This window comes from Crateriforma conspicua, from assembly GCF_007752935.1.
Taxonomy (GTDB): domain Bacteria; phylum Planctomycetota; class Planctomycetia; order Pirellulales; family Pirellulaceae; genus Crateriforma; species Crateriforma conspicua.
This window is the reverse complement of sequence record NZ_CP036319.1, coordinates 2,649,146-2,663,565: the sequence shown is the minus strand read 5'-3', so window position 1 is coordinate 2,663,565 and position 14,420 is coordinate 2,649,146. Positions and strand designations below refer to the sequence as shown.

The following is a 14,420-nucleotide window of genomic DNA, read 5'->3' as shown; positions in this document are numbered from 1 at the left end:
CAGCGATTGTCGATGCGGCGTCAAAAACCCAGCATTGCTAATTGCTGGTCAGTCACGCTGGGTTCAAGCTCGGGTTCCACCGCTGGTGCCTCTGCCGGCAACCACATTTTGAACGTTGTGCCATCGCCCGGCACCGTGTCCACCTCCAATCGACCGCCGTGCATTTTCGTGACGACGTCATGACAGATCGAAAGACCTTGCCCGGTGCCTTGGCCGACTTCCTTGGTCGTGAAAAACGGGTCAAAGACACGGTGTAGGATCGCTTCATCGATCCCGCCGCCATCGTCTTGGACTGTCAAGACAACACCGCCGTTGTCTTCACAAGAGCAGATCCGGATCAACCCTTTGCCAGAGTCGCCGAAACGATCTTCAATCGCGTCAACGGAATTCACCAACAAGTTCAAAATCACTTGACCGAGGTCGGCGGGATACCCCTGAACCACGGGCAGCGGTTCGGCCAGATCGACCTCCACCGCTGCGGAATCCTTCCATCGATGTCGTGAAATGGTCAGGGTGCTCTGTACCAACTCGTTCAAGTCAAAATTGGAAAGTTCGCGGACACCAGGGTGCGAAAACTGTTTCATCGCCTCCAAAATCTGGACCGTCCGATCGATGCCATCTTCGCTATCGCTGATCGCCTGGGGAATCTGTCTGCGTGTGTGATCCAGGTTGAACTTGTATTCCAGGTCGCCGACCAATTGCTCTCGTGCCGCCAAATCAAGCGAATCCGCTTGCAGCGCAATGTCACGAAGCCCATCCACCACGCTGAACAGCCGCGAACAACAAAGGTTCAAGTACGAAACGTTGTTATGCAAGAACTGCATCGGCGTATTGATTTCGTGTGCGATTCCGGTGGATAGCTGGCCAATGGATTCCAGTTTTTGTGCTTGGACCAATCGCTGTTCCAACCGTTTGACTTCGGTCAAATCGCTGACGAAGGCAACGTACACCGCTTGGCCACGATAATCCGTCGCGTGAAGGTTGACTTTGACTGGGCTGGTGTTGCCATCACGATCTTGATGTGTCGCTTGGATTTCCAAATGCGACACTTGGCCGGTCGCCAAAGGTTCGATCAGTGATCGATATTCCTGTTCGCCAAAGTCAGGACGCAAATCCATCGGCGTCATTTGACGCAATTCATCCACGCTGTAGCCGGTTGCGTCACAGGCACCTTGATTGACGTCGACGAATCGCAAGTCATCGCGAGAAAAGATGAACACTTCGTCGGGTGAATCGCGAATCACCTGAGCCAACTCGGCTGCTTCGACCAGCAGTCGGTCTCGCTGTGCCTGGGCCTGACGCATTTCAGTGATGTCACTGAAGATGCCTACGATGCCGATGACGTCGTCGTCTTCGCTTGTCAGCGGCGTTTTGCTGGTCAACAGAATTTCGACTTGTCCGCCGGGACGCGTTTGCGGTTCTTCCAGATTCAAGATGACTTGACGACGCTCCATGACATCGCGGTCACATTGTCGATAGAACTCGGCTTCTTCTTTGGACCAGGGCAGATCAAAATCGGTCAGTCCCACGATCTGGGCGGGATCAGCCAAGCCTGCGGCATTGGCGAACGCTTGATTGCACCCGAGATAGACCGAATCACGATCTTTCCAGAACACAGAACTCGGGATGCTGTTGACGATCGTATCCAGCAACTGCTGAGTGCTGGGATTGACCGGCGAATCGATCGCCTTGCGATCGGTTTTGTGTTGGCGTGATCGGTGAAGATGGCGGACAGCACGATCCAGGCCGACGGCAACCACTGCCCCCAACGCCCAAGCAATCACATGGCTGCCGCTTATTGATCCACCCCACAACTGCCCCCAGCCTGACGCGTTCATGTTTCGTATTCCAGGCTAGCTTCGTTAACCCCACCACAGACCAGTGCGAGGACCGATCGTCCCGCATCTGATTCAACGCTAGCACTCATTTGTCCCGTCACCGCACCAAACCTGTACAGATGGGCGGACGGTTCGCGATAGCGCAACAAAGGACGACCGGAGATTCGGTACGACCCGAACGAGTGGTTGGCAACCTCGGTAAAATTCTGAGCAGTGGGTGGGTATTCACCAGCACATGTGCCAGGGTGCCACGCCCTGCCTGAGGGACCGAGAAAGCCCCTGAAACCCAATCAACGCACATTCGTCAGGTGTCGTGAACCGCGTGAGAGCCCAAAAAAAATGACCTCCCGAAATTGGGAGGCCATCAGCGAAAATTTGAATCGCCCGAGCGACGTTCGGAGTATTCGATCAGGGCGTCTGGGGCGTGGGCGGCATGCCAAAGCTGGGACCACTTGGCAATTGCATCCCGCCCGGTAGCCCCGGGGCATCCGCATCGTCCGTTTCCGTTGCGAACAGATCATCGCGGCTGATTCGCAATTCACGGTACGTGGATTCAGGAATCACGTAATACCAATCCGCAAACCTTTCGTTCAGCTCGCGAACGCGGCGTGCCGCGGCATCCACTTTTTCCTTGCGTTCATCCAACTTGCGTTGGTTCGCCTTGGTGATCTTCTCCTGCTCGGCTTCCAGCAACTCCAGCTTCTCCTCCTCGGTCATGTCCTCATAGGAGATCTGGTCATCGCCTTCGTCCGAGGTCTCCGGTGCTGCTTCGGAAGTGTCATCCGAAGCCTCGTCCGAAGCGGCGTCTTCTTGCGAAGCGGTCTCTTGATCGCCCTCGGTATTTTCTTCCGAAGCCTCTTCTTCGGGGGCGTCATCGGCGGTGGATTCATCGTCGGCCTGCATACCGCCGCCGCTGCCCTGGCCTTCGGCTTCGCCTTCGACCGTTTGCTGTTCGGGTGCGTCGGCCTGTGCATCGTCGCCACCTGCATCCGACGCTTCGTCGGATGCTTCCTCGGTCGATGCTTCCTCAGACGGCGTCGATTCTGCCGAATCTTCGTCGGCCGACGGTTCATCAGCGTCTTCATTGTCGGCCGATTCATCCTCGGCTTCCATCGACTCCGATTCGTCGCTTGGCGAAGATTCCGCCTCGGCCGTTTCCGCCTGTTCCGGCGTTGCTTCGTCGTCTGGTTGCTCGGATGCGGTCGGCTCGGCCGGCATCGACGCTTCCAAACGTTGTTTCATCAACGCGTCCAAGTCATCCAGATCCTTGGGGACTTCATCCAGTTCGGGGGCCGGAAAGAAATCGTCTTTGACACGAGTGGTCACCAACAGATAGCGGTTCACACCGGTACCGGACGCTTCTTCGTCGGATCCTTCTTCGTCATCCTCCGATGCATCTTCTTGTTCTTCGGTCATCCCCGTCACGTCGCCGAACCGCAGGACGTATTGCACGCCATCGTCCAGCGTGACGGTGGTTTCGCCGTAAGCACTGATGATTTCATCGCCGACGGGGAAGAACCCGCGATCCAGCAATGATTGCCGTGCTTCGTTGTTGCTGACCAGCGATTCGTCCGCCTTCAAGCTTGCCGACATTCCTTCGGGTTTACGAACGACGTCGACGATCCGCAGATCATCCAACGCGTTCTTCATCTCGTCCAAGGTTTCTTTGTTGGCCGAAGCGTCGTCGGGAATCTCCGCCGGCGTGGGTTCGGCTTGCGGATTGTTCGCATCGTACACCAGCAACTGATCGATCGACCAATCGCTGCCATCGACAGACGCGGTGGCTTCGAAATTCCGGTCCCACTGGACGGTCAACCCGTTGATGGTCGCGTTCAGCGAAGCGGTGTAGTCTTTGATTTGGACCTGCTTGATTTCGATGCTGGAAAGCTGAAGCAGGTCTTCTTCGATCCAATCTTGGAACTTCGTCGTCAACGGCGAATCGTCCAGTTTGACGACGTAGACCGGATCTTCACCGGGCTTGCGGACATAGATCTTGCCCTCTTCGTCTTTGACGGGGAAACCGACGATCAGCGATGCCAAGGTCTTTTGTGACGAATCCTTGAACGTCACCAAGCGTCCGACACCGTCTTCGCCGCCTTCCAAGTCTTCCAACTTGGGCTCCAAAACACCCAGGTCGTCATGGTCTTCGGCGTTCTCGGTTTGGATGTCCAAGATCTTTAGGTCGACCAGTGCGTTGGCCGCATCGGTCATTTGATCGACCGCGTCGGCGGGATAGCCGCTGCGTGACGGGATCGTCCACAGTCCGGTTTCCCCATCCTTGCGGACTTCGAATGGTTTCAGTTTGGCCTGTTCCGCATCGTAAGTAACAATGCGCAAACTCTGTGCGGCCAAGGGGTCTTTGAATTCGCCGAACAACGGTTGCCCGATGACGGAATCCAATTCGTTGGTTGTCTTGGTGGGCCAAGCGAGCATCGCGCCGATGCCCATCATGACAGCGGCGGCCCCCCAAAAAATTCCGGTTTTGGTGTTTTCGTTCATATCAAAAACTGTGCTTTTGGATTCGAGGGTCCGAAGACGCTATTTCAATCGTGCCTTGGTGATGGTTTCGCGTTCACGCAATCGACGTGACGCAAAGACGATGACGCCGATGACCAACGGTGGGATACACGGCAAAACGACCGCAGCGGTTTTCACCTTGTTCTGGATCTCGGTGACCTTCTGGTCAGCCAAGCGTTCGATTTCCTGGACCTTCTTGTCCCGTTGACGTTCGAACTTTTGGGTTTTGACCGCCAACGCACGTTGCTGTGCTTCCTGCATCATCGCGAACGTCGTTTGCTTTTCACGCAAGACGGACGTCGGAATCTTTCCGTCCTGGCTTTGCTTGGTCAGCTTTTCAATTTCTTTCTGCAGCGACTGGATCTCGCTTTGCATCTTTTCTTCTGCCTCGCGGACCGCGGCGTCGTAGTCGTTTTGGAATTCTTTGGATCGCAAACGCACGTCGCCCATCGCCTGGTCTTTGACCGAGTCGATCATTTTTAGGCTGGCAAAAATCGGTTCGTGATTTCGAACGTCGATGAACTGAGTTTGGTCTGCCAACCAGTCGATCGCGTTCAGGATGAATGTCACGTTTTGGAATTGGAACCGAACATCTTGGGCGGCGTTCGGATCGGCCCGGATCAACAAGAAATCGGGCAGCATCAAATCCGTGTCGGCGACATAGACGGCACGAATTGGATGATCTTTTGCATCCGCCTGATCATCATCGGTGGATTCGGCATCGCCCTGATCGTCGGCATCATCACCTTCGTCGCCGCCCTTGCCTTCGATCGCGATCGCGATGTGACGGCCGGGCTGGACGGAATTGATCAGTTGCGAAATCGGCTGGCGAGTGTTCAACGCCTGTTCGACTTCGGTGTACGACAACGAACCACTGTTTTCGCCCGTCGACATCAACGGAATGTGATTCAGGCTTGATTCGCTTTTCCCGTCGACGACACCGGGCATGATCGCCAAGACTTGAGACAAGCCCGACGTGATGCGACTTTCATCGTTCATCGCGTCGCCTTCGCGAAGACCCTGCTGGTTTTCGTCGATGAAGACCCACAATTCGTTGGCAGATTCGGCCAAATTCGGGTACGGGTTGTGGGCCTGCCACGCCAACTTGGAATCATACAGTTGGTTCATGTTGGGTTGGCCGGGAACGTCCAATTCCAACACGTCCCACAGCTGGCGAATATCGCCCTTGGGTTCCTGTTGTCCGCCACCGAACATCGCGGCCATACCGCCGCCGCCCTGTTTGGGGCGACCGGTGGGGGTGATGTAGCTGCGACCGACCGGCAACGGGTCTTCGAAGATCGCCGTGGGCACGCCCGCTTTGACCGCATCGACGAAGCGTTCGAATTGCGGCGGCGACAACGACGACGGCTGAACCGCCACCAACACGTCGAACATGCCGGGAGTGACCGGCGAATTCATATCGACTTCTTCGACTTCGTACTGTTTGGACAATTCGTCGACCAAGGGGTGCTTTTCCACACGCTGCATTTGCATGCCCGCGGTGACGACGCCGCCCATCAACCTGGCATCGGTGGTGACCAATCCCAAACGCTTCTTTGCACCACTGGCGACGGTGTTGATACTGCGGACCAGTTCGTATTCGGTGGGAATGCCGTATTCAAAGATCGGCACGGTCACTTTCTGTAAGCCCGATTTGAACGCCGCACCCAGAATGAATTGTTTCTGTTGGAACGCCCCCTTTTCGCGGACCATTCGTTCGACCGGTTCGATACCGAATCGCTCGGCGGCCAACGCGGCTTCCTCGCTGAACAATTCGATGCCGTCGTATAAGTTGACTTCGATCGTGCGGCCGCGTTTGCTGGCTTCGCTGCGGAACTCCTTCAACAGGTTGATCAATTCGTACCGCGTCTTGGCGTACAGTTCCGGAACGTCACTGCTGATGAAAGCATCAACGACGATCGGGCGATCGGCATCCAAGTTCTGAATCAGATCTTTGGTGGCACCGGCCAGCGAACTGACTTTGCCTTCGGTCGCGTCATGCCGAACGACGTCTTGGTTGCGGAACGCCAAAACGGCACCGACGGTGAAGACGACCAGGGCAAGCGTCCGGGCCAGGTAGTGCCACACCATCCCGCTGCCGTCCTTGCCACCGGTCCAGTGACGGCGGCCGATCAAAATCATGCAAACGTACAGGGCGACCGCAGCGACCAGGATGAAGTAGATCACCGACGAACTGCTGATCACGCCGCGACCGAAATCATCAAACGGCCGGGCGATTCCGCTGCCGGCGATCCACTGGGCGATCGCTCGGTTGGGGCTGATCGAATCGGCCAGCGACGCGAATGCCAGCGGGGCATTGAACAGAGCCCCCAGGATAAACCCGACCGTCAAATTGCCCGTCAGGAACGACGCGATCATGCCGATGGCGATCATCGTCAGTCCGACGAACCAATAGCCCAAGTACGTCGTGAAGATCAGCCCGGTATCCAGACCGCCCTGGGTCAAGATGGCCAGCGTGGTGAAGGTGCTGAGTTGGCTGAACAGCAACGACGCGGTGAAAATCGCGGCCGCCGACATGTATTTACCGATCACGATGTCGAAGTCGTCGGCTGGCAGTGTCAGCAACAATTCATCAGTCCCCTGACGCTTTTCTTCCGCCCAGATCGACATCGTGATCGCCGGGATGAAGACCAACATGATCAACGGGTACCAGTAATTCAGCTGATCCAAGGTGGCCAGATTGCTGTTGAAAAACTCGTAGGGCCAAAACGCGGCGACCGACGTCAGGAAGACGAAGATGCAGAGGAAAACGTAACCGGTCGGATTGCTGAAGTATCCGACGAAGTTTCGTTTCATCACCGCAAACGCGGCCTTTTTGGTGCCCGCCAATAATGCGACGACGGCAACCAAGACCAACAAAAACACGAGGTCCATGATCAGCAAGCTGACCAAGGCGGATGTAACGTTGTCGAGTGCCATGGTGGTGATTCAGTGGGTCAGACGAAAGTCGATCTTTCGTCACGGAATTGGGTGGGTACGCATTGCAAAAGGGGTGGTCCAGTCGCCGCATCAAAACCGGTCAGAAGAACCGGAGGATGCCAGTGACGGGTCGCCCCATGTTTTCCAGTCCGGCATTTCGGCCGAACCAAAATTCTGTCGGCCGCGAACGTCGGCCGCCGAAGCATCCGCCGCGGAAGTGGCCGGTTGATCGTCCAGAGGACCCAAACCAACCGACGCACCGGAGCCGGATGATGCCGGCCGGGCGGCGGGGACCGATCAAGTTTCCGACGGTTCCATCGCTTCGCCAAGGGTCAGCGAATGGAACGCATCGTCCAGGTCACCGTCGCCGCGCTGACGCAAACCTTCGACGCTGCCGTCGTAACGCATTCGGCCTTCGTTGATCAGCACGACACGATCAGCCATCGCTTCGACTTCCTGCAGAATGTGTGTCGACAGCAAAATCGTCTTGGTTTCACTCAGCCGTCGCATCGTCTTTCGAACGCCGCGAATCTGGTTGGGATCCAAACCGGCGGTCGGTTCGTCCAGGATCAACACGTCGGGTTCGTGCAACAGTGCTTGGCTCATGCCGACACGCTGCTTGAAACCTTTGGACAACTTGCTGATCGGTTTGTACATGACGGTCGACAAGTCACAAATGTCGACCACTTTGTCGATCCGGTCTTTCTTGATCGCCGATGAAAGCCCACGAGCGTCGGCGAAGAAACTGAGCATCGCCATCGGGGTCATTTCGTAATACAGGGGGCCGCTTTCGGGCAGGTACCCCAAACGACGGCTGCCGGCGATCCGGTCTTCCATCATGTTGTGCCCGGCGATCTTCGCGACACCTTCGCTGGGCGCGATGTAACCGGTCAACATCTTCATCGTGGTGCTTTTGCCGGCACCATTGGGACCAAGGAAAGCGACCAATTCGCCTTCGCCGACCGAAAAGGTGATGTCACGGCTGGCGGCGAACGGACCATAGAACTTGGAAAGTCCGATCGCTTCGATCATCGGCCGTTTGGCCGCGGTGGTGGGCTCGCTAGAAGCCTGTTCAGCAGGCGTTTCTGTCATCAGCTAACTTCTTGCAGGTGGGGCATGAATGAGGACATACCATCACAGATTTTTGGCTCCGCTACGCCACATGCCGGCACACGGTTCGCCAAAAAAATGAAGAAAGAATCGGCCGCGCCGGACGTTCGATCCGATGCCGAAGCGGCCAGACCGGGGCAAACCGAACGAAAACTCGTCAGGTTCAGGCCAGGCCTTCACGCTTGATGATGTCCTCGGCGCCCGGGGTCAACGCACGCAACTTGCGGATCGCTTCGGCCTTTTCCATCGAACCGTTTTTGGCACGATTGACCAGGTACTTGGTCTTCTTGCGACGGGTGCGCAGACGTTTGATTTCGCGGACGCGTTCGATTCCAGCCATGGGGGCTCCGTTTAACGTTTCGAGATTTCAAAAAGGGTGGAAGGGCAAACAGGATAGACGAATCACGGTGACGTTGTCTGCCGCCGAAGACCGCTTGCGACCGGCTGATTAAAACCTGCGCGGTCAAAGCCGCCGCGGGCAGAGCCGGCGTTGCTATTCGTCGCTGGGCAAGCCTTTCAGCTTGGTGTTTTTCTTGGCGGCCTTTTTCTTGGCCGCCTTCTTCTTTGTGGTTTTCTTCTTGGCCGCTTTCTTGGTCGCCTTTTTCTTGGCGGCTTTCTTCTTGGCCTTTTTCTTCTTCTTTGGCGCCCGAGCGGCCCGTTCGGCCAACAGCGTCAACGCGTCTTCGAACTTCAGTTCTTTCGGGTCGGTGCCCTTGGGCGTCGATGCGTTGGTTTCGCCGTCAGTGACGTAGGGTCCATAGCGACCCTCCAGCACCTTGACTTCATTATCGGTGACGGGTGATTTTTGTTCGAAAACCTTGATCGGCTCTTTCGGTGCCGCACGTCCGCGGGTCTTGGGCTGTTTCAGCAGCGCGATCGCTTCGTCCAAGGTCACGCTGAGCGGTGACACGCCGGCGGGCAGCGAACGCGTGTCCTTTTCGCATCGAATGTACGGCCCATACCGTCCGTCGTTGGCTTCGATCGGCTCTCCCGATTCGGGATGATTTCCCAGCGTGCGGGGCAACGACAACAACTGACAAGCGGTTTCCAATGTCAGGTCGTCGATCGACATGCCCTTGAGCAACGACTTGTTCTTCTTTTCCTCGTCGTCGTTTTCGCCCAACTGGATGTACGGCCCGAATCGACCGACCTTCAAATAGATCGGTTTGCCCGTGTCGGGGTGCGTCCCCAGCGGTTGGTCTTCCTTGGACGCCTGTTCGAACAGTTCCATGGCCATGGCCAGGTTCAGTTCATCGGGTGCCAGGCCATCGGGGATTGGTGCCTTGCGTTCCCCCTGTTCCAGAAACGGCCCGTACTTGCCGACGCGAACAAAGACTTCTTCGCGGTGTGGACCGTCTTCGGGAACGCCCAGCAAGAATTTGGCGGTGACCCGCGGATCGATTTCTTCGACCTTACTTTCCAAGCGAGGTTTCAGGCCGATGGATTTCGATTCTCCGCCTTCGGCCACGGATTCATCGCCGAAGTAAAACTTCTTCAGATACTCCAACGCCTCCGCTTCGTTGCGGCTGATCGAATCCAGATAGTCTTCCATCTGGGCGGTGAACTCGTAATCGACCAGCGGGCCGAAGTGGTCTTCCATCAACCGAACGACACTGAAGGCGGTCCAGCTGGGAACCAGCGCATTGCCTTTTTTGTAGACGTAATCGCGGTTCTGGATCGTTTCGATGATCGACGCGTAGGTACTGGGCCGACCGATGCCTTTTTCTTCCAGCGTTCGCGTCAACGAAGCTTCGCTGAAACGGGCCGGCGGCTGGGTCGTGTGACTCTTGGGATCCAGTGAATCGGCGGACAGCGGGTCTTCCGTTTTGACCGGCGGCAACAAGCGTTCTTTGTCGGCCAGTTCCTTGGCCGGGTCATCGCTGCCTTCGACGTAGGCCCGCAAGAAACCTTCGAACAGGATGCTGGTTCCGCTGGCGGTGAAGGTCGCATCGCCGCCTTCGATCACCACGCTGATGCGTTGCTTTTGCGCGTCGGCCATCTGACAGGCGATCGTGCGTTTCCAGATCAAGTCGTACAGCAGGAATTGATCGCGTTCCAATTCGCCACGGACCGATTCGGGCAACCGGAAATCCGTCCCCGCGGGCCGAATCGCTTCGTGAGCCTCCTGGGCGTTTTTGACTTTGCTTTTGTAAACCCGCGGCGAACTGTGCAGAAATTTTTCGCCGTACTCGCTGCGGACTTTGTTGCGTGCCGCATTGACCGCTTCGGTCGACAACGTCGTGCTGTCGGTCCGCATGTAGGTGATGTAACCGTTTTCGTACAACCGCTGGGCCGCCTGCATGCATCGCCGGGCGGTCATGCCCAGTTTGCGGTTGGCTTCCTGTTGCATCGTGCTGGTTGTGAACGGAGCCCGCGGCCGCTCGGTAAACGGCTTGACCTCCACCGACGTGACTTCGAAATCGGACTCTTTCAACCGCGTCGCCAGATCCGCGGCCTCCGATTCACTGAGCTGTAACAGCTCGGGATTTTTCAGTTGACCGTTGGTCGAATCAAAGTCTTTTCCGCTGGGGATCTTTCGTCCGCCGACCGCCGACAACGTGGCGGGCAACGATTCACCGGCGGCGGTCTTGAAGACGGCTTCCAGGTCCCAGTAGGTCGCGTCGACGAACGCCATGCGTTCCCGTTCGCGCTGGACGATTAGCCGCACCGCGACACTCTGCACGCGGCCGGCCGAAAGCCCCCGGCCGACTTTTTTCCACAGCAATTGGGAAACGTCGTAACCGTACAAGCGGTCCAAAATCCGACGCGTTTCTTGGGCGCGGACCAGACCGTCGTCGATTTCGCGGGGCGAATTCAACGCATTTTGGATCGCTTCGCGTGTGATTTCGTGGAAAACCAGACGGTGCACCGGCACTTTGGGCTTCAGCAGCTCGTGCAAGTGCCAGCTGATCGCTTCCCCTTCGCGGTCTTCGTCCGTCGCCAGGTACAGGCTGTCGGCGTCGGCCAGAGCGGCTTTCAGCTTGTCGACCTGTTTTTTCTTGTCGGCCGGGACGATGTAGATCGGCGTGAAATCCTGTTCGGTGTTCACGCCCAGGTAGGCCCAAGGTTCTTTTTTGTACTTCTTGGGCATTTCTTTGGCGCCACCGGGCAGGTCGCGAATGTGGCCAACACTGGCCTCGACCTGGTATCCCTTGCCCAAAAATTTGCTAATCGTACGTGCTTTGGCCGGCGATTCGACGATCACCAGGCTCTTTCCCTGTTTGCCTGAATTAGCGTTCGCGGTCGTTTCGGCCATGGGGCTCAGCGTTGAAAGGATGTCAGTTGGGCGGCGGAAACCGAAATTCGTTTCGGTGTGGGCGGTATTACTCGCCTTGACCCTAGAAAAGTGGTGGCGATACCTTTGGCGGCTTGGCCCAAAGAGAGTTGGGACACGTGAAAGAATTGTCAAGACCGCCCGTCAAATCCATCGCAAGTCTGAAAGCACAGGCATGAGCAGCAGTCCGTTTGTCATTTTTAGGCGTTACCTGAAGCCATTGATGGTGGCGCTGACCCTTTTGGCGTTGTTCGCGTTTGTGGTTTTGCCGGCCCTGCAGTCGTACCTGCAAAGTGGGGCGACCGTCGGCGCCGACCCGGTTTTTGCGACGTTTGACGGTACCCCGGTCAAAGCGTCGCGGGTCGATTACTTTACCCAAAGTCACAATAGCGTCGTTCGCTTTTTGAACGAACTGGCCGACGAAACGATCCGCCGCCAAGGCACGCCGCGGACCGCCGGGTTCCGCTACAACACCCAGACGAACCAGGTCGAAGACCTTGGGATTTTTTCCGCCCCCAGCCAATTCGCCACGGTGCGAACGCTGCAATTTGCCTCCGAAGCCAAAAAAGCCGGCTTCGAATTGGACGACGGCGCGATCCGATACTGGTTGCAACAATTCACCGACGGCACGATGTCCGACGGCGAAATCATCAGCCGCCTGATGCAGTCGACGCGAAACCGGCTGGGGCAATACCACCTGTACGACGTTTTGCGACAGCTGTTGCTGGCCCAGGCGTTCCAGCAAAGCGTTGATTCAGGCTTGGCCGCCGGTTCGATCCCCGGCATGGGCGACATCCCGATCGTCACTCCGGCCCAGCAATGGGAAAACTTCTTGAAGCTCAGCCAACAAGCCACCGTGGATGCCTACGGCGTGCTGGTTGCCGACTTCATCGACAAAACCGATCCCAACCCCAGCGAATCGGACATCAACGAGGTCTACGAGGCGGGAAAGGACTTGTTGCCCAACGACCAGTCGCCCGAACCGGGTTTCCGCCGCCCCACCGTCGCGGAATTCGAATTCGTCGCCGCCAATTTGAACACCTTCATCGATCGCGAAATCGATAACTTCACCGAAGAACAACTGAAGGCGGAATACCAGCGTCGCTTGGACGGCGGTGATTTCCGTCTGCCAGTCGAACCGGAAGCCGACCAAGACCTGCTGGACTTGGGCATGGGATCCGAAGCAGCCGCCGACGAAGAGGCAGCGGAAGAAGAAGCCGCAGCCGAGGAAGAGATGGCGGAGGTTGCCGAAGAGGCGGCCGAGGAGCCGATGACCGAAGAACCCGTCGGCGACGAAGCACCCGCCGAGGAAACACCAGCGGAAGAAACGACCGTCGAAGAACAGGCTGCTGAAGAATCCCCGACCGAGGAGACTTCAGTGGAAGAATCTCCCGCCGAAGAATCACCGGCTGCAGAGGAAGCCCCCGCCGAGGAAGACGGCGCGGCGACCCGTTCGCCTGGCAACGGCACCACCTTGGTCGCATTGGTCCAGGACGAATCGGACGACGCCGAAACGGCCGACGACGCCGGCGATGCGGACACCGCAGAGGCCGACTCGACCGATGCCGACGCAGATGCTGAAGATGGCGAAGGCGAACCGGAGTTTGAAGCGGAATCGTTCGAAGACGTCCGCAACGAAATCTTGGACGACTTGGCGCGACCGATCGCGGCCCAAAAGTTGGACAAAGCCGTCCAACAGGTCCGCAGCCGGATGCAACGCTACTTCAGCGAACTGTCGATCCACGAAAGCAACGTGGCGGTCGGCACGGCGACCGAAGCCGACGCTCCGGAACGTCCGGATCTGAAAAAACTGGCCGACGATTTGGGACTGGAATACGGAACCATCGGCGAACGCAACGCGGAAGAAATCGCCGACGAAGCGATCGGCAACAGCGTCGGAACGGGCACCTCGTTGGACCAACGGGGACCGCCCTTCGCGTTTCTGATGTTTGGCGGCGGCGGCATGCAAGGCCAAGCCGTTTTGTCACCGCTGGTCACCGTCGACCTGACCGCCAGCAAGACCTACGTGTCGTGGAAAACGGATCAGATCGACAGCTATGCACCGACGCTGGAGGAAGCCCGCGACGAGGTCGTCATGGCCATCCGCACCCGCGAAGCACGCAAGTTCGCCGAGGAAGAGGCGACACGAATCGCGAAACAGGTCGCCGCTGAGAACGAAAAATCTTTGGAAGAAGCCATTCCGGATGACAAGCAAGACCAACTGAAAACCGGCTTGGGCCCGTTCAGCTGGATGAACATGATGGGATTCGGCCAGATGACGATCGGTAACGTTCCGGAATTGGATTCGGTCGGTCCGAAATTCATGCGGGCAACGTTCCACACGGAAGTCGGCAACGCGGGAGTCGCGGCCAACGCCCCCCAGCGTGTCTATTACGTGATCGTTCCGCGTTCCTTCCAGCCGTCGGTCGAAGAACTCCGCAACCGTTTCCTGCAACGCGGCGAACGGATGATGGCCCAGTTCTTGACCAACACGGAAAACAACGAAATCCGACGCGGTTTTTATGAAGCGTTAGACGAACGGACCGGTTTTAAAATGACCGAATTTGATCAGCCGGAATGATCTCGGCAGACCGAATGTTGTTTCACCACCCTGACGGCCGGTTACCCCGGTAACCACCGTCGAGGGGCCGAAACGTGTGCCCCTCTTTTCGATGTCCGCGACGTAACGCACAATCCCGGCGCCCTGCCCATTGCCGCGTTTGCGTCCGACGGAACCTTTC

General features: G+C 57.3%; 7 protein-coding genes. 1 reads left to right on the top strand and 6 read right to left on the bottom strand.

All coding sequences use genetic code 11. The features are described 5' to 3' along the window. Positions 1 to 20: 20 nt before the first annotated feature. The 6 genes from Mal65_RS10175 to topA all read right to left on the bottom strand — a co-directional run bounded on the left by Mal65_RS10175 (position 21) and on the right by topA (position 11,661). On the bottom strand, positions 21 to 1,838 hold the full coding sequence (locus tag Mal65_RS10175; protein ID WP_145296801.1) for a PAS domain-containing sensor histidine kinase: 1,818 nt from the start codon (positions 1,836 to 1,838) through the stop codon (positions 21 to 23). Positions 1,839 to 2,246: 408 nt separating this feature from the next. Further along, positions 2,247 to 4,337 (bottom strand): DUF4340 domain-containing protein, encoded by a 2,091-nt coding sequence (locus tag Mal65_RS10170; RefSeq protein WP_145296799.1) that lies wholly within the window; start codon positions 4,335 to 4,337, stop codon positions 2,247 to 2,249. 39 nt (positions 4,338 to 4,376) lie between these two features. Further along, positions 4,377 to 7,295, bottom strand: coding sequence for a Gldg family protein (locus tag Mal65_RS10165; protein WP_145296796.1), 2,919 nt, complete (start codon positions 7,293 to 7,295; stop codon positions 4,377 to 4,379). 297 nt (positions 7,296 to 7,592) lie between these two features. Further along, positions 7,593 to 8,387 carry an ABC transporter ATP-binding protein gene (locus Mal65_RS10160; RefSeq protein WP_145296793.1) on the bottom strand — a complete coding sequence of 265 codons (795 nt, stop codon included), beginning with the start codon at positions 8,385 to 8,387 and terminating at the stop codon, positions 7,593 to 7,595. Between the two features lie 181 nt (positions 8,388 to 8,568). Next, the gene (locus Mal65_RS26425; RefSeq protein ID WP_165701184.1) at positions 8,569 to 8,745 is read right to left on the bottom strand and encodes a DUF6800 family protein; all 177 of its coding nucleotides are present in this window, start codon (positions 8,743 to 8,745) and stop codon (positions 8,569 to 8,571) included. A gap of 153 nt (positions 8,746 to 8,898) precedes the next feature. Continuing rightward, positions 8,899 to 11,661 carry a type I DNA topoisomerase gene (gene topA, locus Mal65_RS10155; protein WP_145296790.1) on the bottom strand — a complete coding sequence of 921 codons (2,763 nt, stop codon included), beginning with the start codon at positions 11,659 to 11,661 and terminating at the stop codon, positions 8,899 to 8,901. A 193-nt stretch (positions 11,662 to 11,854) separates the two neighbouring features. On the opposite strand from topA, the gene Mal65_RS10150 reads away from it, so the two are divergent. After that, entirely contained in the window at positions 11,855 to 14,260 is a 2,406-nt protein-coding gene (locus Mal65_RS10150; RefSeq protein ID WP_145296788.1) for a hypothetical protein, read from the top strand. Positions 14,261 to 14,420: the final 160 nt, after the last annotated feature.

What these genes read in the sequence shown, in the direction of transcription:
- Mal65_RS10175 (WP_145296801.1), bottom strand. Translation starts at nt 1,838, where the DNA reads ATGAACGCGTCAGGCTGGGGGCAGTTGTGGGGTGGATCAATAAGCGGC.
- Mal65_RS10170 (WP_145296799.1), bottom strand. Translation starts at nt 4,337, where the DNA reads ATGAACGAAAACACCAAAACCGGAATTTTTTGGGGGGCCGCCGCTGTC.
- Mal65_RS10165 (WP_145296796.1), bottom strand. Translation starts at nt 7,295, where the DNA reads ATGGCACTCGACAACGTTACATCCGCCTTGGTCAGCTTGCTGATCATG.
- Mal65_RS10160 (WP_145296793.1), bottom strand. Translation starts at nt 8,387, where the DNA reads ATGACAGAAACGCCTGCTGAACAGGCTTCTAGCGAGCCCACCACCGCG.
- Mal65_RS26425 (WP_165701184.1), bottom strand. Translation starts at nt 8,745, where the DNA reads ATGGCTGGAATCGAACGCGTCCGCGAAATCAAACGTCTGCGCACCCGT.
- topA (WP_145296790.1), bottom strand. Translation starts at nt 11,661, where the DNA reads ATGGCCGAAACGACCGCGAACGCTAATTCAGGCAAACAGGGAAAGAGC.
- Mal65_RS10150 (WP_145296788.1), top strand. Translation starts at nt 11,855, where the DNA reads ATGAGCAGCAGTCCGTTTGTCATTTTTAGGCGTTACCTGAAGCCATTG.